Source organism: Streptomyces sp. CB02400 (genome assembly GCF_001905725.1).
Taxonomy (GTDB): Bacteria; Actinomycetota; Actinomycetes; order Streptomycetales; family Streptomycetaceae; genus Streptomyces; species Streptomyces atrovirens.
This window is the reverse complement of the sequence record NZ_LIWB01000002.1, coordinates 594520-611245: the sequence shown is the minus strand read 5'-3', so window position 1 is coordinate 611245 and position 16726 is coordinate 594520. Positions and strand designations below refer to the sequence as shown.

At 70.2% G+C, this 16726-nt stretch carries 19 protein-coding genes and 1 pseudogene; 11 read left to right on the top strand and 9 right to left on the bottom strand.

Annotation, left to right across the window (positions count from 1 at the left end; translation table 11 throughout):
• Positions 1–283 precede the first annotated feature (283 nt).
• Positions 284–1987, top strand: a complete 1704-nt coding sequence (locus tag AMK33_RS07840) for a CDP-alcohol phosphatidyltransferase (protein ID WP_073931989.1) — start codon at positions 284–286, stop codon at positions 1985–1987.
• Here the strand turns inward: AMK33_RS07840 and dusB are convergent, their stop codons facing one another.
• Positions 1988–3160 carry a tRNA dihydrouridine synthase DusB gene (gene dusB / locus AMK33_RS07835; RefSeq protein ID WP_201262974.1) on the bottom strand — a complete coding sequence of 391 codons (1173 nt, stop codon included), beginning with the start codon at positions 3158–3160 and terminating at the stop codon, positions 1988–1990.
• A 168-nt stretch (positions 3161–3328) separates the two neighbouring features.
• On the opposite strand from dusB, the gene AMK33_RS07830 reads away from it, so the two are divergent.
• Positions 3329–4396: a chitinase gene (locus AMK33_RS07830; protein WP_073931987.1), complete on the top strand. Its 1068-nt coding sequence runs from the start codon at positions 3329–3331 to the stop codon at positions 4394–4396.
• Positions 4397–4477: 81 nt separating this feature from the next.
• Here AMK33_RS07830 and AMK33_RS07825 read toward each other — a convergent pair whose 3' ends face one another.
• Positions 4478–5860: a glycine--tRNA ligase gene (locus AMK33_RS07825; RefSeq protein WP_073931986.1), complete on the bottom strand. Its 1383-nt coding sequence runs from the start codon at positions 5858–5860 to the stop codon at positions 4478–4480.
• 161 nt (positions 5861–6021) lie between these two features.
• Between AMK33_RS07825 and AMK33_RS07820 the strand changes: the two genes are divergently transcribed.
• The 4 genes from AMK33_RS07820 (at position 6022) to AMK33_RS07805 (ending at position 9201) form a co-directional block, all read left to right on the top strand.
• Positions 6022–7023 carry a metal ABC transporter substrate-binding protein gene (locus AMK33_RS07820; RefSeq protein ID WP_073931985.1) on the top strand — a complete coding sequence of 334 codons (1002 nt, stop codon included), beginning with the start codon at positions 6022–6024 and terminating at the stop codon, positions 7021–7023.
• Positions 7024–7046: 23 nt separating this feature from the next.
• The gene (locus AMK33_RS07815; RefSeq protein WP_073932091.1) at positions 7047–7817 is read left to right on the top strand and encodes a metal ABC transporter ATP-binding protein; all 771 of its coding nucleotides are present in this window, start codon (positions 7047–7049) and stop codon (positions 7815–7817) included.
• Positions 7818–7822: 5 nt separating this feature from the next.
• Positions 7823–8725, top strand: a complete 903-nt coding sequence (locus AMK33_RS07810) for a metal ABC transporter permease (RefSeq protein WP_073931984.1) — start codon at positions 7823–7825, stop codon at positions 8723–8725.
• Positions 8726–8790: 65 nt separating this feature from the next.
• Positions 8791–9201: a Fur family transcriptional regulator gene (locus tag AMK33_RS07805; RefSeq protein ID WP_073931983.1), complete on the top strand. Its 411-nt coding sequence runs from the start codon at positions 8791–8793 to the stop codon at positions 9199–9201.
• A gap of 142 nt (positions 9202–9343) precedes the next feature.
• Here the strand turns inward: AMK33_RS07805 and AMK33_RS07800 are convergent, their stop codons facing one another.
• From AMK33_RS07800 to AMK33_RS07780, 5 genes are read right to left on the bottom strand one after another with little or no spacing between them, the layout of a single operon-like run.
• On the bottom strand, positions 9344–9886 hold the full coding sequence (locus tag AMK33_RS07800) for a hypothetical protein (RefSeq protein WP_073931982.1): 543 nt from the start codon (positions 9884–9886) through the stop codon (positions 9344–9346).
• Between the two features lie 46 nt (positions 9887–9932).
• On the bottom strand, positions 9933–10766 hold the full coding sequence (locus tag AMK33_RS07795; protein ID WP_073931981.1) for an isoprenyl transferase: 834 nt from the start codon (positions 10764–10766) through the stop codon (positions 9933–9935).
• Positions 10767–10787: 21 nt separating this feature from the next.
• Positions 10788–11534: a DNA repair protein RecO gene (recO, locus tag AMK33_RS07790; protein WP_073931980.1), complete on the bottom strand. Its 747-nt coding sequence runs from the start codon at positions 11532–11534 to the stop codon at positions 10788–10790.
• Positions 11535–11555: 21 nt separating this feature from the next.
• On the bottom strand, positions 11556–11771 hold the full coding sequence (locus AMK33_RS07785; protein ID WP_073931979.1) for a hypothetical protein: 216 nt from the start codon (positions 11769–11771) through the stop codon (positions 11556–11558).
• On the bottom strand, positions 11768–11977 hold the full coding sequence (locus AMK33_RS07780) for a hypothetical protein (protein ID WP_073931978.1): 210 nt from the start codon (positions 11975–11977) through the stop codon (positions 11768–11770). Before AMK33_RS07780 ends, AMK33_RS07785 begins: the two co-directional genes overlap by 4 nt.
• A 115-nt stretch (positions 11978–12092) precedes the next feature.
• On the opposite strand from AMK33_RS07780, the gene AMK33_RS07775 reads away from it, so the two are divergent.
• The 5 genes and pseudogenes from AMK33_RS07775 to AMK33_RS07755 all read left to right on the top strand — a co-directional run bounded on the left by AMK33_RS07775 (position 12093) and on the right by AMK33_RS07755 (position 14741).
• Entirely contained in the window at positions 12093–12926 is an 834-nt protein-coding gene (locus AMK33_RS07775) for a helix-turn-helix domain-containing protein (protein WP_073932090.1), read from the top strand.
• Complete coding sequence (locus AMK33_RS07770; protein ID WP_073931977.1) at positions 12908–13105, top strand: DUF397 domain-containing protein; 198 nt, start codon at positions 12908–12910, stop codon at positions 13103–13105. Before AMK33_RS07775 ends, AMK33_RS07770 begins: the two co-directional genes overlap by 19 nt.
• A gap of 118 nt (positions 13106–13223) precedes the next feature.
• On the top strand, positions 13224–13937 hold the full coding sequence (locus AMK33_RS41215) for a DUF4328 domain-containing protein (protein WP_107425054.1): 714 nt from the start codon (positions 13224–13226) through the stop codon (positions 13935–13937).
• A pseudogene (locus tag AMK33_RS41210) lies at positions 13928–14347 on the top strand (alpha/beta hydrolase); the annotation flags it as partial. The gene AMK33_RS41215 and the pseudogene AMK33_RS41210, both read left to right, overlap by 10 nt.
• 157 nt (positions 14348–14504) lie before the next feature.
• On the top strand, positions 14505–14741 hold the full coding sequence (locus tag AMK33_RS07755) for a hypothetical protein (RefSeq protein ID WP_073931975.1): 237 nt from the start codon (positions 14505–14507) through the stop codon (positions 14739–14741).
• Between the two features lie 12 nt (positions 14742–14753).
• Here AMK33_RS07755 and AMK33_RS07750 read toward each other — a convergent pair whose 3' ends face one another.
• Complete coding sequence (locus tag AMK33_RS07750; protein WP_073931974.1) at positions 14754–15416, bottom strand: response regulator; 663 nt, start codon at positions 15414–15416, stop codon at positions 14754–14756.
• Positions 15413–16675 carry a sensor histidine kinase gene (locus AMK33_RS07745; RefSeq protein ID WP_235618004.1) on the bottom strand — a complete coding sequence of 421 codons (1263 nt, stop codon included), beginning with the start codon at positions 16673–16675 and terminating at the stop codon, positions 15413–15415. The genes AMK33_RS07750 and AMK33_RS07745 overlap by 4 nt, the downstream gene beginning before the upstream one ends.
• Positions 16676–16726: the final 51 nt, after the last annotated feature.

Sequence of the window (16726 nt, the reverse complement as noted above, 5' to 3'; positions counted from 1 at the left end):
AGCGCTCACATGAGCGGCAATCTTCACGTCTGATTTCGCTCGATGAACGATCAAGAGATGGCACTGAGTGCCACCCTTTGAGAAGTGCAGTCGCTCAAGATCCGCTCATCTGAGCGCAACCCTTATCAAGGGTGGCGAGAATCACGCTGCCACAGCGGACCGGGTTCCACCATGCGGACCAGGTGAACACACCGTTCCCGCCGCCCGTACGGAAGGACGGCGGACCCGGACCCCCACGCCGGGTCCGCCTCCCACCGGGCTCGGTACGGAAGGAACCTCCGGGTTGCCTGTCTTCACACACCTGCGCGACGCGCGCGTCCGCACACGCCTGCGCGACGCGCGAGACGCGCACCCCGTCACCGCCCGCACCCTCCGCCGGGCGGTCCACGTCCTCGCCGCCGCCCTCGTCGTCGGCGCCCTCCTGATGCCGAACACCGCTCCGGGGCTCCGGCCCGACCGGTTCACCCGGATACCGGCGGAGGCGATCATCGGGGCCGTCCTGCTGCTCGCCCTGCCCCGCCGGCCGCGGATCGTCGTGGCGGCGCTGTACGGGGCGGGCATCGGCGTCCTGACCGTGCTGAACCTGCTGGACATCGGGTTCACCGAGTATCTGGGCCGCGGCTTCAACGTCGTACTCGACTGGGGGCTGCTCGACGACGCCCAGGCCTATGTCGCGGACTCGATGGGCTCCACGGCCGCGACCGCCGCCGCCGTCGGCGCGGTCGTCCTCGCCCTGCTCCTGGTGACCGTCATGGCGCTGGCCACCGTCCGGCTCGGCGACCTGCTGGCCCGGCACCGCGTCCGCGCCACTCGGGGCGCGCTGATCGCGGGGACGGTGTGGGTCACCTGTGCCGCGCTCGGGGTGCAGATCTCCGGTGTGCCGGTCGCCTCCGACCGCGCGGCGGGCGCCCTGAAGGGACAGACCCGGCGCGTGGTGGACACCCTGCGCGACGAGGCGGCGTTCGCGCAGGAGGCGCGGGCGGACACCTTCGGCGCCACTCCCCCCGACCAGCTCGTCCCGGACCTGCGCGGCAAGGACGTCGTCTTCGCCTTCATCGAGAGCTACGGCCGCACCGCCGTCGAGGACCCGCTGATCGCCCCCGGCGTCACCCGCGTCCTCGACACCCGCACCGCCGCGCTCGCGAAGGCCGGCTACCACGCCCGCAGCGGCTGGCTCACCTCGGCGACGTACGGCGGCAGTAGCTGGCTCGGCCACTCCACCGCCCTGTCCGGCCTGTGGATCGACAACCAGCAGCGCTACCGCACCGTCACCTCCGGCGACCACCTCACCCTCACCAAGGCGTTCCGGAAGACCGGCGCCTGGGACACCGTCGGCGTCATGCCGGGTGTGCGGAAGGCCTGGCCGGAGGCGAAGTGGTACGGCCTCGACAAGGTCTACGACGCCTTCGACCTCGGCTACGAGGGGCCGAGGTTCAGCTGGTCGACCATGCCGGACCAGTACGCCCTGGAGGCCTTTCAGCGACTGGAGCACGGCCGAAAGCGCGACCGGCCGCTGATGTCGGAGGTCATCCTCACCTCCAGCCATCAGCCCTGGGCACCGATCCCCGAGCTGGTCGGCTGGGACGAACTCGGCGACGGCTCGGTCTTCGGCGCGATCCGGGAGGCGGGCAGGAAGTCGTCCGACGTCATCGCCGACTCCACCGAGTCCCGGCGGGAGTACGGCAGGTCGATCGAGTACTCGCTCACCTGCCTCACCCAGTGGCTGGAGCGCTACGGCACCGACGACACCGTTCTCGTCTTCCTCGGCGACCACCAGCCCATCGCCCGCGTCAGCGGCAACGGTGCGAGCCGGGACGTACCGGTGTCGGTCGTCGCCAAGGACCCGAAGGTGCTGGAGAAGATCGACGCCTGGAACTGGACGGAAGGGCTCCGGCCGGCGAAGGACGCGCCGGTGTGGCGGATGAGCTCGTTCCGCGACCGCTTCCTGACGGCCTACGGCTCCACCCCGCACCCCACCGAGGGCTGATCAGCCGCCGGAGGTGTCCAGTTCCGCTTCCTCGCCGACGCCCGCGCAGTCGTACGGGTCCTTCAGCCAGCCGTCCGGCAGCACCACCCGGTTGTTGCCGGACGTACGGCCGCGGGGACCGTCGGCGCCGGCCGGCCAGGACTGGCCGAGGTCCAGCTCGTCGAGCCCGGCCCGCAGCTCCTCCAGCGAGGAGGTGATCGCGAGCCGCTTGCGCATCTCGGAGCCGACCGCGAAGCCCTTCAGGTACCAGGCCACGTGCTTGCGGAAGTCGATCACCCCGCGCGACTCGTCGCCGATCCACTCCCCCAGCAGCGTGGCGTGCCGGACCATGACGTCGGCGACCTCGCGCAGGGTGGGCCGTACGAAGGCGTCGGTGCGTCCCTCGAAGGCGGCCACCAGATCCGCGAACAGCCACGGCCGGCCGAGGCAGCCACGCCCCACGACCACCCCGTCGCAGCCGGTCTCGCGCACCATCCGCAGCGCGTCCTCGGCCGACCAGATGTCTCCGTTGCCGAGCACCGGGATCTCCGGGACGTGCTCCTTCAGCCGGGCGATGGCGTCCCAGTCGGCGGTGCCGCCGTAGTGCTGGGCGGCGGTACGGCCGTGCAGCGCGATGGCGGTCACGCCCTCCTCGACGGCGATCCGGCCGGCGTCCAGGTAGGTCAGGTGGTCGTCGTCGATGCCCTTGCGCATCTTCATCGTCACCGGCAGGTCCCCGGCCCCGCTGACCGCCTCGCGCAGGATGGACCGCAGCAGGTTCCGCTTGTACGGGAGGGCCGAGCCGCCGCCCTTGCGGGTCACCTTGGGGACCGGGCAGCCGAAGTTGAGGTCGATGTGATCGGCGAGGCCCTCCTCCGCGATCATGCGGACGGCCTTGCCGACGGTCGCCGGGTCGACGCCGTAGAGCTGGATGGAGCGCGGCTTCTCGGTCTCGTCGAAGCGGATGAGCTGCATGGTCTTGTCGTTGCGCTCGACCAGCGCCCGGGTGGTGATCATCTCGCTGACGAACAGGCCCTTGCCGCCGGTGAACTCCCGGCACAGGGTGCGGAAGGGCGCGTTGGTGATCCCGGCCATGGGGGCGAGCACGACGGGCGGCTGGACCGTGTGCGGGCCGATCTGAAGGGTCGGGTTCATCGGGGGCGTGAGCGTGGGCATTCCCCCATTGTCCCGCATGGCACGGGCGGCCGGTCGCGGACTGTACGACGGCGGCCGGCGGGCTTCCCGGACCCTGCCCCTCGTTGGTCCAGACCTCTTGACGAAAGGTCTGGACCAAAGTCATTGTCATGACTGCGACACCGTGCCCCACTCATGATCACCTCACCGCCCCCACCGGGAGGCCCCATGAACCGCCGGATCCACCACAGGCTGCGTCTGCTCGCGGCCGCCCTCACCACCGCCGTCCTCGCCCCGCTCACCGCCACCGCCGCACCGGCCGCCGCCGCACCCGCCGCCGAGACCTGTGCGGTGAAGTCGAAACCCGCCGGAAAGGTCCTCCAGGGCTACTGGGAGAACTGGGACGGCGCCGCCAACGGCGTCCACCCGCCCTTCGGCTGGACCCCGATCACCGACTCCCGCATCGCCGCCCACGGCTACAACGTGATCAACGCGGCGTTCCCGGTCATCCTCTCCGACGGAACCGCCCTGTGGGAGGACGGCATGGACCGGGGCGTGAAGGTCGCCACCCCGGCGGAGATGTGCGCGGCCAAGGCGTCCGGGCAGACGATCCTGCTCTCCATCGGCGGCGCGACGGCCGGCATCGACCTCAACTCCACCGCTGTCGCCGACCGCTTCGTCGAGACGATCGTCCCGGTCCTGAAGGAGTACAACTTCGACGGCATCGACATCGACATCGAGACCGGCCTGGTGGGCAGCGGCAACATCAACCAGTTGTCCACGTCCCAGGCCAACCTGATCCGCATCATCGACGGCATCCTCGCCCGCATGCCGTCGAACTTCGGCCTGACCATGGCCCCGGAGACCGCCTACGTCACCGGCGGCAGCGTGGTCTACGGCTCGATCTGGGGCGCCTACCTGCCGATCGTCAAGAAGTACGCGGACAACGGCCGCCTGTGGTGGCTGAACATGCAGTACTACAACGGCAGCATGTACGGCTGCTCCCGCGACGCCTACTCCGCGGGCACGGTGCAGGGCTTCGTCGCCCAGACCGACTGCCTCGACAGGGGGCTGGTCGTCCAGGGCACGACGATCCGGGTCCCGTACGACAAGCAGGTGCCGGGCCTGCCCGCGCAGCCGGGCGCCGGCGGCGGCCACATGTCCCCGTCCCTGGTCGCCCAGGCCTGGAACCACTACGGCGGCGGCCTCAAGGGCCTGATGACCTGGTCGATCAACTGGGACGGCTCGAGGAACTGGACCTTCGGCGACAACGTCAAGGCGCTGCAGGGCCGCTGACGCGGAACGCACATCGCCCACCCACCGGGTCGGTGGGTGGGCGAAGGCCGGGTGTCCGGGGGGCGGAGCCCCCTGGTGCGGCTAGGCGCCGATCAGGCGGGAGGCGAGGTACCCCTCGATCTGGTCGAGCGAGACACGCTCCTGCTTCATGGTGTCGCGCTCACGCACGGTCACCGCGTTGTCGTCCAGCGTGTCGAAGTCGACGGTGACACAGAACGGCGTACCGATCTCGTCCTGGCGACGGTAACGGCGCCCGATCGCACCGGCGTCGTCGAACTCGATGTTCCAGTGCTGGCGCAGGGCCTGCGCGAGACCCTTCGCCTTCGGCGACAGCTCCGCGTTGCGGGACAGCGGAAGCACCGCGACCTTCACCGGCGCGAGGCGGTGGTCGAGCCGCAGCACGGTCCGCTTCTCCATCTTGCCCTTGGCGTTGGGCGCCTCGTCCTCGACGTACGCGTCGAGCAGGAAGGCGAGCATCGCCCGGCCGACACCGGCCGCCGGCTCGATGACGTACGGAGTCCAGCGCTCGCCGGCCTCCTGGTCGTAGTAGGCGAGGTCCTGGCCGGAGGCCTTGGAGTGGGCGGTGAGGTCGTAGTCGGTGCGGTTGGCGACGCCCTCCAGCTCGCCCCACTCGCTGCCGCCGAACTGGAAGCGGTACTCGATGTCAGCGGTGCGCTTGGAGTAGTGGGAGAGCTTCTCCTGCGGGTGCTCGTACCACCGCATGTTCTCCTCGCGCATGCCGAGGCCGGTGTACCAGTTCCAGCGCTGCTCCATCCAGTACTCCTGCCACTTCTCGTCCTCGCCCGGCTTGACGAAGAACTCCATCTCCATCTGCTCGAACTCGCGGGTGCGGAAGATGAAGTTGCCGGGCGTGATCTCGTTGCGGAAGGACTTGCCCATCTGGGCGATGCCGAACGGCGGCTTCTTGCGCGAGGCGGTGTGCACCAGGGCGAAGTTGGTGAAGATGCCCTGGGCGGTCTCGGGGCGCAGGTAGGCGATGGAGCCGGAGTCCTGCGTCGGGCCGAGGTGGGTGGAGAGCAGACCCGAGAACTGCTTGGGCTCGGTGAAGGTGCCCTTGTTGCCGCAGTTGGGGCAGTTGAGGTCGGCGAGGCCGTTCTCCGGGGCGTGGCCCTTCTTCTCCTCGTACGCCTCCTCCAGGTGGTCCGCGCGGAACCGCTTGTGGCAGGAGGTGCACTCGGTCAGCGGGTCCGTGAAGGTGGCGACGTGGCCGGAGGCGACCCACACGTCCGGGGCCAGGATCACGGACGAGTCGATACCGACCACGTCCTCGCGCGAGGTGACCATGTAGCGCCACCACTGGCGCTTCAGGTTCTCCTTGAGCTCGACACCCAGCGGTCCATAGTCCCAGGCGGCACGCTGGCCGCCGTAGATCTCACTGCAGGGGAATACGAAGCCACGGCGCTTGCTCAGGCTGACGATGGTGTCGATCTTGTCGGCGGCCACGGTGCTCTCTTCATTACGACGACGGGCGACGAAGCGAGATTGCTTCCAGCGAAGCCCTCAGGCTACCGGCGCGGCCTGCCCCGCGACCAATTCGGTGCCCCCTACAGCGCCCTCACGTGCTTTGTTGACAACGGTTTCCATATTTGTTGAAAATGAGTGTCATGAACGTACGACGACACTACATATCCACGGCCGCTCTGGCCGCGGTCACCGCCCTCGGTCTCGGCACCCTGACCGCCTGTTCCTCCGACAGCGCCGCCGCGGGCAACACCGACAAGTTCGACGTCGTCGCGTCGTTCTACCCGATGGCCTTCCTCGCCGAGCAGATCGGCGGCGAGCACGTCAGCGTCACCAGTCTCACCGAGCCCGGCCAGGAACCGCACGACCTGGAGATCAGCGCCAAGCAGACCGCGCAGCTCGAGGAGTCCGACGCGGCGCTCTACCTCAAGGGCCTCCAGCCCACCGTCGACGAGGCCATCGGCCAGTCCCCGGTGGAGACGAAGATCGACGCGGCGACCCTGACCTCCCTGGAGGAGCACGGCACCGAGGTCGGCGGCCACGAGGAGGAGCACTCCGAGGAGGAGCACGCCGAGGAGGGGCACGCCGAAGAGGAACACGGCCACGAGCACGAGCACGAGGGCGGCAAGGACCCCCACATCTGGCTCGACCCGGTCAAGTACGCCGAGGTCGCCGAGGGCGTCGGCAAGGCCTTCGAGAAGGCCGACCCCGACCACGCCGCCGACTACAAGAAGAACACCGCGGCCCTGGTCGGCAAGCTGAACGACCTCGACGAGAAGTTCAAGACCGGCCTCGCGGACAAGAAGACCGACGTCTTCATCACCACCCACGCCGCCTTCGGCTACCTCGCCGAGCGCTACGGCCTGACCGAGGAGGCCATCAGCGGCCTGGACCCCGAGACCGAGCCCAGCGGGGCCCGCGTGAAGGAACTCCAGGCGATGGCGAAGGCCGACGGCGTCACCACCGTCTTCTACGAGACGCTCGTCAGCGACAAGACCGCCAAGACCCTCGCCGGCGACACCGGACTGAAGACGGACGTCCTCGACCCGATCGAGGGCATCACCGACGCCTCCCGCGGCGACGACTACTTCCAGGTCATGGAAGCCAACCTCAAGGCCCTCCAGACGGCCCTGGGAACCAAGTGACCGACGAACCACCGGAGGACGGCATGACGACCGAGCCCGTCATTTCCCTGCGCGGCGTCCGCGCCGAGCTGGGCTCGCGCCCCGTCCTGCGCGGCATCGACCTCACCGTGCACCGCGGTGAGGTCGTCGCCCTGCTCGGCGCCAACGGCTCCGGCAAGTCGACGGCCGTACGCAGCGTCATCGGCCAAGTGCCCGTCAGCACCGGGGAGATCGAGCTGTTCGGCACCCCGCGGCACCGGTTCCGCGACTGGGCGCGCGTGGGCTACGTCCCGCAGCGCACCACCGCCGCCGGCGGCGTGCCCGCCACGGTCACCGAGGTCGTCTCCTCCGGCCGCCTGGCCCGCACCCGCTTCGGCCTCTTCCGCAGGACCGACCACGAGGCCGTACGCAACGCCCTGGACCTGGTCGGCATGGCGGACCGCGCGAAGGACTCCGTCGACGCCCTCTCCGGCGGCCAGCACCAGCGGGTCCTGATCGCCCGCGCGCTCGCCGCCGCCCCCGACCTGCTGATCATGGACGAGCCGATGGCGGGCGTCGACCTGGCCAGCCAGGAGATCCTCGCCGAGACGCTGCGGCACCAGGTCTCCGAGGGCGCCACGGTCCTCCTCGTCCTGCACGAACTGGGCCCCCTGGAGCCCCTGATCGACCGGGCGGTCGTGCTCCGCGACGGCTGCGTCCTGCACGACGGCCCGCCCCCCAAGGCCGTCGGCCAGCACGCCCTGCCCGGCCACGACCACGTCCACCCGCACGCCCCCGCGGGCGCCGAACCGATCCGCACAGGACTGCTGAGCTGAATCCGATGGACATCCTCGACTACGCCTTCATGCAGCGGGCGCTGCTCGCCGCCGTCCTGGTCGGCATCACCGCCCCCGCCGTCGGCATCTACCTCGTCCAGCGCCGCCAGGCCCTCATGGGCGACGGCATCGGCCACGTCGCCATGACCGGTGTCGGCCTCGGCTTCCTGCTCAGCTGGTCCCCGGTGTGGATGGCGACGCTCGTCTCCGTCCTCGGCGCCGTCTTCATGGAACTGGTCCGCTGGTACGCCAGGACCCGCGGCGACATCGCCCTCGCGATGCTCTTCTACGGCGGTATGGCCGGCGGCGTCATGTTCATCAACCTCGCCCCCGGCGGCTCCACCACCAACCTCTCCTCGTTCCTCTTCGGCTCCCTGTCCACGGTCTCCGAGTCCGACGTGACCGCGATCTGTCTGCTGGCCGCGTTCGTGGTCCTGGTCACCGTCGGCCTGCGCCGACAGCTCTTCGCCGTCAGCCAGGACGAGGAGTTCGCGCGGGTGACGGGCCTCCCGGTGCGGTTCCTGAACCTGCTCACGGCGGTCACGGCCGCGGTCACGGTCTCCGTCGCCATGCGCGTGGTCGGCCTGCTGCTGGTGAGCGCGCTCATGGTGGTCCCCGTAGCGGCGGCCCAGCAGCTCACCCGCAGCTTCGCCGCCACCTTCGCCATCGCCGTCGCGATCGGCGTGAGCGTGACCATCGGCGGCACGGTCACCTCGTACTACCAGGACGTGCCGCCCGGCGCGACGATCGTGCTGCTGACCATCGGCGCGTTCATCGCGCTGACCGCGCTGGCCGCCCCGCTGGCCCGCCGCCGCGCCCGGGCGCTGGCCGCCGCACAACCCGGCGGCGACCCCGCGGAGTGCGCGCTTCCGGCCAGCCGCAAGGTGGCCGACGAGGTCGGCGCCTGACTCGCCGCTGCCCGGGCTGGCACAATGGCCCGGGCAGACGGGGCCAGATGTGAGGAGGCAATCCGGTGACGACCGCAGGACCGCCCGTGAAGGGCCGCTCCACCCGGCAGCGTGCCGCTGTGGCGGCGTGCCTTCAGGAGGTCGACGAGTTCCGCAGCGCGCAGGAACTCCACGACATGCTCAAGCACAAGGGCGACTCGGTCGGGCTCACCACGGTCTACCGCACCCTTCAGTCCCTCGCCGACGCCGGCGAGGTCGACGTCCTGCGCACCGCCGACGGCGAGTCCGTCTACCGCCGCTGCTCCACCGGCGACCACCACCACCACCTGGTCTGCCGCAACTGCGGCAAGGCGGTCGAGGTGGAGGGCCCGGCGGTGGAGAAGTGGGCAGAAGCCATCGCAGCGGAACACGGCTACGTCAACGTGGCCCACACGGTGGAGATCTTCGGCACGTGCGCGGACTGCGCGGCGGTGTAACGCAGCCGCGGGCAGTCGTGCCTCCCCCAGTGCCTTAAAGGCCTGGGAGGTGCCCCCAGGGCGGCACGGGTGGGCGCGACGGCACCCCGCAAGCGCCGGGCTGCGCGAACACCCCCCGCCCGGCCACACCACCGGGCACCCGTCACACACGGGCCAGATGCCGATCGAGCAGCTCCCGCAACCGCTCCACCCCCCGCTCCCCACGAACCCCCTGCTTCACCAGCACCACCGCACAATTCCCCGCCCGGTCGGGGCTGCGCAGTACGAAAACCCGCCCGGACTCCGCGTAACTGCCGAAGTTGGCCCACCCCATGCGCAGATCACTGTGCTCGCTGACCATGCGCACACCCCCGGAGCCGACGGTGATCCGAATCAGACCGTGATGCCTGTTCGCCTCGAGCATGCGGCCGGCCGAGGTACCAGGGCTCAGGAACACCGCCACCGTCCATGCCGTGAGGCCCACACCCCACCCCACCCCCGCCGCCTCGCCGTTCAGGACGCCGAGGACGACGAGCACGATCCCCGCCGACACGACGCAGGCGAGGAAGGCGGGGTGGTTCAGCAGACGCGTGACGCCGCCGCGCTTGCGGATCACCAGCCGCACGGCGTCCGCCATGTCCTCCCGGAGCTGTACGAACTCCAGCTCGACGGTCTCCTCGTCCAGCGTCACGGCCTGTTCCGTCACGGCCCCTCCCCGGTCCTTCGGTGACGAGCCGTGATCGTAACGCCGGCTACTCCTGCCTGCCCTCCATGGCCAGCAGCTCCTCGTTCGGGATCGCCCCACCGAACCGCCGGTCACGGGAGGCGAACTCCAGGCACGCCCGCCACAGGTCACGCCGGTCGAAGTCCGGCCACAGGACGTCCTGGAAGACCATCTCGGCGTACGCGCTCTGCCACAGCAGGTAGTTCGACGTCCGCTGCTCCCCGCTCGGCCGCAGGAACAGGTCCACGTCCGGCATGTCCGGGTAGTACATGTACCTCTGGAGGGTCTTCTCGTTGACCTTCGACGGATCGAGCCGACCGGCCCGCACGTCCTCCGCGAGCGCCTGCGCGGCGTCCGCGATCTCCGCCCGCCCGCCATAGTTCATGCAGAAGTACAGCGTCAGTCGGTCGTTGTCCTTCGTCTGCTCCTGGGCGACCTGGAGCTCCTTGGCCACCGACTTCCACAGCTTGGGCATCCGCCCGACCCACCGCACCCGGATCCCCAGCTCGTCGAGCGTGTCGCGCGTCTTGCGGATGAAGTCCCGGTTGAAGTTCATCAGGAAGCGCACCTCGTCCGGCGACCGCTTCCAGTTCTCGGTGGAGAAGGCGTACAGCGAGATCGCGCCGACCCCCATCTCGATCCCGCCCTGGAGCACGTCCAGCACCCGCTCGGCGCCGACCTTGTGCCCCTCGGTACGCGGCAGCCCCCGCTCCTTCGCCCACCGCCCGTTGCCGTCCATGACGATCGCCACATGCTTGGGGACCAGTTCCCCGGGGATCTTCGGGGGCCGCGCGCCGGACGGGTGCGGTTCCGGCGTCCTGTACTCCTGGCGCTGACGCCCCAGGAACCCGCGTACCACCATGTGTCTCTCGTCTCCTCGTGCTTACTTCTCTACGTATCGGAGCGAGCGCAGCCCGCGCTCCAGATGCCAGTGCAGGTAGGCGGACACCAGCCCGCTCCCCTCCCGGACGTACCGCGCCTCGCACGCGTCCGCGGTCTCCCAGTCTCCCGTAAGCAGCGCTCCGAGGAGTCCCAGGGCCTGCGGCGAGGGTACGACGCTGCCGGGCACCCGGCAGTCGGCGCAGACGACACCGCCGGACGCGACCGAGAAGAACCGGTTCGGTCCGGGCATGCCGCACTTCGCGCAGTCGGTGAAGCTGGGCGCGTACCCGTTGACGGCGAGGGAGCGCAGCAGGAACGCGTCGAGCACCAGATGCGGCGCGTGCTCGCCCCTCGCCAGCGTCCGCAGGGCCCCGACCAGCAGCAGGTACTGCTGCACCGCCGGCTCGCCCTCGTGATCGGTGAACCGCTCGGCGGTCTCCAGCATGGCCGTCCCGGCCGTGTACCGCGCGTAATCCGTCACGATCCCGCCACCGTACGGCGCGATCGTCTCGCTCTGCGTGCACAGCGGCAGACCGCGCCCGATCAGCTCGCTCCCCTTCGAGAAGAACTGCACGTCCACGTGCGAGAACGGTTCGAGACGCGCACCGAACTTCGACTTCGTCCGGCGCACGCCCCTCGCCACCGCGCGTACCCGCCCGTGACCGCGCGTGAGCAGTGTGATGATCCGGTCCGCCTCACCCAGCTTCTGGGTGCGCAGCACGATGCCGTCGTCGCGGAACAGACTCATGGCATCCATTGTCGCCCACGTTCAGGGCACCTCACCGCGACTCCGGGCATTGGCGTACGCCGTCGCCGCGCGCAGCCGCTCGGCGGGGGTCGCGTGCCGTACGACACCCGGGTCGGCGTCCCACTCCCGGCCGCCGCCGTACGGTCTCAGCTGGACGTAGGGCCCCTCATGCCCCATGACCACGCCGATCCGCTCGGTCCTGGTGTCCACGACATACGCGCCGACGGGCGGCTTCACCGCATCACCGCCGCCGCGATCCGCCGCGCCGTCTCCACCGAACACCGCCCCAATTCGATGAGTGGACAGGGCGCCTCCCGCGCGAGACTCACCGGGTCCAGCCCCAGTGACGGCAGGGAAATTCCGGCCTTCGCGAGTGCCGCCCGCAATTCCTTCACCACTTCCTCCGCTTCTTCGACGCAGAGCGCCGAGTGTCGTGCCTTCACCGTGCTCCCCTTTCCTTTCGGCTTTCACTCTTCGTACCCCAAGGGTGACATTCCGTGTCTACACTCGGGAGAGGCCCGCGCTCTACAAGTGCGTGTCAGCACAAGGGGGTTGGTTATGGCCAACGGTTCACGTCAGGCGGCGTGGGAGTTCTTCGGCACGGAACTGAAGCGCCGGCGCGAGGACGCGGGGTTCACGCAGGTGGAACTGGGTGCGCGGGTGTTCGTTTCGGGCGGCTACATCGGCCAGTTCGAACAGGCGATTCGCAAGCCACAATTGGATGTGGCCCAGCGGATCGACGACGCGCTGCAAACCGACGGTATTTTCGAGCGGCTGTGGCGCAAGCTCATCAAGGACCAGACCTATACGGAGTACTTCGCGCACGCGGCGGAACTTGAGCGACTGGCGACGGAAATCTGCGAGTACGCGCCTGCTGTGGTCCCAGGGCTCCTGCAAACACGGGAGTACGCGCAGGCGATGTTCCTGGCGGGAAATCCGTTCGCCGCCGACGAGTACATCGAGGAACTCATCAAGGGGCGCATGGAGCGGACGCGCGTCCTCAAGGACGCCACACGGCCCGTGTATTGGGTGGTACTGCACGAGACGGTGCTGCGCGTCCCCGTGGGCGGTCCGGCAATCATGGCGCACCAGTTGGACCACATCGCGGCCATGGCACGAGAGCGCAAGGTGCTGCTCCAGGTGCTCCCGTTCTCCGCAGGGGCACACCCGGCCATGGGCAAGATGATGTGGCTCATGGAGTTCGAGGACGCACCACCAACCGTCTATACAGAGGGCGTGTTTTCGGGCAGCCTGCTGGACGAACCGGCGCTGGTGAAGCGAGTCCGGGCGTCTTACGATCACATCAGGGCCGCCGCGCTGTCGTCGGAGGCGTCCCTGCCCCTGATCGAGTCGGCTGCGGAGGACTACAGACGATGCGCGAGTTCGACCTGAGCAACGCCCGCTGGCGCAAGAGCAGCTACAGCGGCGGCGACGGCGGCGAGGCCTGCGTCGAAGTCGCCGCCGGACTCCCCGGCGTCGTCCCCGTCCGGGACAGCAAGGTGGACGGCGGTCCGGTGATCGTCGTCGGGGCGGTGGCCTGGACGGAGTTCATGGGCGGCATCGGTCGCTGACCGGCCCTGACCGTAAGCGAATTGATGTGGACGGCCTCTCGCCGTCCGGCGTATCGTGCGTCCGCGCGCGATCTTCCGCGGGTGTCTGCCGTCTTACCGCCCGTGGGGGGCCATCGTCATGCTCACATCCAAGGATGGGCTCAGCCCGCATCCACCGCTGCCCAGCGGCATGCCGCCGCTCGCTTCACGTGGCCTCCTCATCGCCGTGGTGGCGGCGTTCGCGGCCGCCGCGCTCGGCGACCTGTTCGCCGTGTACACCGGTGTCCGGCTCCGCGCGGTGGTCGACGGCGACGTGACCGCCACGACCGCGTCGAGCCTGGAGTCCGCGTACTCGCTGTACGAGAGGGCGGGACAGGTCCAGGTGGCCACAAGCCTGCTCTGCGCGGTGCTCTTCATCACCTGGTTCTTCCAGATGCGCCGCCGCACCGAGCTCCTGGCACCGAACTGGTTCCGCAAGGGACCCGGATGGGCGATCGGCGCCTGGTTCATCCCCGTGGCCAACCTGTGGCTGCCGTACCGCATCGCGTCCGACATGTGGAATGCCTGCGCACCGCTGCCGACCGAGGGGAAATCGCACCGGTTGCCGATGTGGCCGGTGAACCTGTGGTGGGGCCTGTTCGTCGGGACGACCCTGCTCGGCCGGTTCACCGCCGCACGCCTCGACATGACCGACTCGCTCTCCGGGCTCAGCGACGCCGTGACGCTGTACCTGGCCGTCGACCTCCTGTACGCCGCCACCGCCGGGGCCGCCGTGGTGTTCGTGGTACGACTGACAGCTCTGGAACGACTGAGGGTGACCGAGGGACCGTACTGGACGCCGGTCAAGGCGTGACCGCTGTCGGCGTGGGGACGCTCTGCAACGACGTGGCCTGGCCCAGGTCGGCCGCCGTGTACGAGGAGGGCGTCGCGGAGAGCCGCGCCAAGTACCCGCTCACCGCCGGGATGCCGCGCAACGTGATGCCGTGTGCCGCCTGGCCGTACGAGCCCCGCGAGGCACCTGTACGCATCACCGGCCGGGGACCGTCCGACATCCTCCTGGTCCAGAACGAACGGGACGTCGCCACCCCGCTCAGCGGCGCGCGGAAGCTCCGCGAGGCGTTCGGCCGGCGGGCGGTCATGGTCACCGTGAACTCCACCGGCCACGACGCCTACCTCGCCAACGGCAACGAGTGCGGCGACCGCACGGTCTCCCACTACCTGGCCACCGGCGAGCGCCCCGCCCGGGACGTGTACTGCCGCTAGCGACAGGTGTTCAAGCGTTCCCCGGGGCCGTTCGTCCGACCGGACGATGAACTGCCGATGACGCTGTTGGCGTGACGTTTCACCCCGTGCGCAACCGGGGCTCCCGCAGTCGGTCTCCTGTCCTGCAGTACCGACACCTCTCGGTGAGGAGACCGACATGACCGCGACCGCGTTCACGCTGGAGGGCGACTACCTGCTGGCCCCGCCGCGCCCGAACGACCGGATCGGCACCGGCATCGACCCGCGCGACCGGCGTCGGCTGGAGCTCCACGCCGCCCTGACCGCCGCCGGTATCCCGCCCCGGCCCGAGGACCGTGAGGCCATCGAGAGTCTGAGCGCCCTGTCCGGCAGCATCAACAGCACCATCCAGCGCTGGCTGCACCACACGCTCTGAACCCCGGCCGGCTCACGCCCTCCCCGGTGCCACCAGCCCCGACTCGTACGCCACGATGACCAGTTGGGCCCGGTCCCGCACCCCGAGCTTGCCCATGGTCCGGCTGACGTGGGTCTTCGCGGTGAGCGGGCTCAGGCCCAGCGAGTCGGCGATCTCGGCGTTGTTCAGGCCGCGCGCGACCAGCGTGAGCACCTCGCGCTCGCGGTCGGAGAGGCACTCGGGGCCTGCGGCGGCCGGCGCGGACGGGCTGCGCAGGAAGCGTTCGATCAGGCGTGCCGTGGGGCCCGGTGACAGCAGGGCCTCGCCGGCCGCGACCGTGCGGATGGCGTCGAGGAGTTCGGCCGGCCGGGTGTCCTTCACCAGGAAGCCGGACGCGCCGGCGCGCAGCGCGTCCACGATGTTCTCGTCGGTGTCGTAGGTGGTGAGGACGAGGACCTTGACCCCCGCGAGGTCGTCGTCGGCGGCGATCAGGCGGGTCGCCTCGATGCCGTCGAGGTCGGGCATGCGGATGTCCATGACGACGAGGTCGGCGCGCTCGGTGCGGGCCAGTTCCGCCGCCTGCCGGCCGGTGGCGGCCTGGCCGACGACCTCCATGTCGGGCGCCGACTCGACGAGCATCGCGAACGCCTCCCGTACGAGGGTCTGGTCGTCGGCGAGCAGCACGCGGATGGTCATCCGGTTCCCGTTCCTTCCCGAGTCGTCGCGGGCGTCAGCGGCAGGGTCGCCGTCACCTGGAAGCCGCCGTCCGCCCGTGGTCCGGCGTCGAGTGTGCCACCCACGCTGCGGGCCCGTTCCCGCATTCCGACGAGACCGAAGCCGGGGGTGGTGCCGGGGGTGGGGCCGGTGCCGTCGTCGGTGACGGACAGGCGCAGGGCGCCGTCCTCCTCGCACAGGTCGACGCGGACCGCCGGTTCGGGTCCGGCGTGCCGGACCGCGTTGGTCAGCGCCTCCTGGACGAGACGGTAGGCGGCGGCGCCGACGGCGGGCGGTACGGGACCGGCGACCCGGACGGCCGGTTCGACGCGGGCGCCCGCGAGGCGCGCGGCCTCCACCAGGTCGGGTACGCCGTCGAGTCCGGCCAGCGGGCCGCGGGTGTCCGAGGGGCCGCCGCCGTTGTCGCGCAGCACCTCCAGGGTCGTACGGAGTTCGCCGCGGGCCGTCCGGCAGGTCTCGGCGATGTCGTCGAGGGCCTTGGCGACGGTCTCGCGGTCGAGGCGTTCGGGGTCGGCGGCCAGGACGTGCGCGGCGACGGAGGTCTGCACGCCGATGAGGGTGATGCTGTGGGCGAGCAGGTCGTGCAGGTCGCGGGCGATGCGCAGGCGTTCCTCGGCGACCCGGCGGCGGGCCTCCTCCTCGCGTGTGCGTTCGGCCCGTTCGGCACGTTCGACGATGGCGGTGACGTACTGGCGGTAGAAGCGGACGTCGACGCCCAGGAAGAGCACGGCGACGACCCAGCCGGTGATGCGGAGCAGTTCCACGAAGCCGTCGGGGTTGGTGAGGGCGTTCATGGTGAGGGTCGTGCCGATGACCAGGGCGCCGATGGTGAGCGTGCGGCGCGGTGTGCTGGTCGCGGCGACCGTGTAGAGGGCGACCATGGAGCCGGCGACGGGCGCGCCGTGGTTGTTGTCGAGGGCGTGGTACGGCACGACCGGCACCAGGGCCAGCAGGAGCACCAGCAGCGGCCGGCGACGGCGCCACGCGAGCGGTACGTGGGCGGCGAGCAGCAGTGTCCAGCCGAGCGCGTCGGGGCGGCGGCCGTGGTCGACGAGCAACGCGACGGCCGTGGCGAGCACGGCGGTGCACACGGCGAGGATCGCGTCGTTGCGGACGGCGTGCGGGGCGGTCAGGGGGTCGCGGTTGATCGCGGCCATGATCCGCTCGCCTCGGCGGGGGCGTTCCGTCGCCTGCGCTGTCTTCGTGTGCACGGGGTACATCCTCCGGGAGGAGGGCGCCCCTCCGGGAGGGAGGGGCGCCCTTGTCATCGG

Bases quoted from the DNA above. Each gene is read 5' to 3' on its own strand.
- AMK33_RS07750 (WP_073931974.1), bottom strand. From the start codon at position 15,416: ATGACCATCCGCGTGCTGCTCGCCGACGACCAGACCCTCGTACGGGAG.
- recO (WP_073931980.1), bottom strand. From the start codon at position 11,534: ATGAGTCTGTTCCGCGACGACGGCATCGTGCTGCGCACCCAGAAGCTG.
- AMK33_RS07795 (WP_073931981.1), bottom strand. From the start codon at position 10,766: ATGGTGGTACGCGGGTTCCTGGGGCGTCAGCGCCAGGAGTACAGGACG.
- AMK33_RS07815 (WP_073932091.1), top strand. From the start codon at position 7,047: ATGACGACCGAGCCCGTCATTTCCCTGCGCGGCGTCCGCGCCGAGCTG.
- AMK33_RS07830 (WP_073931987.1), top strand. From the start codon at position 3,329: ATGAACCGCCGGATCCACCACAGGCTGCGTCTGCTCGCGGCCGCCCTC.
- AMK33_RS07770 (WP_073931977.1), top strand. From the start codon at position 12,908: ATGCGCGAGTTCGACCTGAGCAACGCCCGCTGGCGCAAGAGCAGCTAC.
- dusB (WP_201262974.1), bottom strand. From the start codon at position 3,160: ATGCGGGACAATGGGGGAATGCCCACGCTCACGCCCCCGATGAACCCG.
- AMK33_RS07820 (WP_073931985.1), top strand. From the start codon at position 6,022: ATGAACGTACGACGACACTACATATCCACGGCCGCTCTGGCCGCGGTC.
- AMK33_RS07775 (WP_073932090.1), top strand. From the start codon at position 12,093: ATGGCCAACGGTTCACGTCAGGCGGCGTGGGAGTTCTTCGGCACGGAA.
- AMK33_RS07755 (WP_073931975.1), top strand. From the start codon at position 14,505: ATGACCGCGACCGCGTTCACGCTGGAGGGCGACTACCTGCTGGCCCCG.
- AMK33_RS07745 (WP_235618004.1), bottom strand. From the start codon at position 16,675: ATGTACCCCGTGCACACGAAGACAGCGCAGGCGACGGAACGCCCCCGC.
- AMK33_RS41215 (WP_107425054.1), top strand. From the start codon at position 13,224: ATGCTCACATCCAAGGATGGGCTCAGCCCGCATCCACCGCTGCCCAGC.
- AMK33_RS07810 (WP_073931984.1), top strand. From the start codon at position 7,823: ATGGACATCCTCGACTACGCCTTCATGCAGCGGGCGCTGCTCGCCGCC.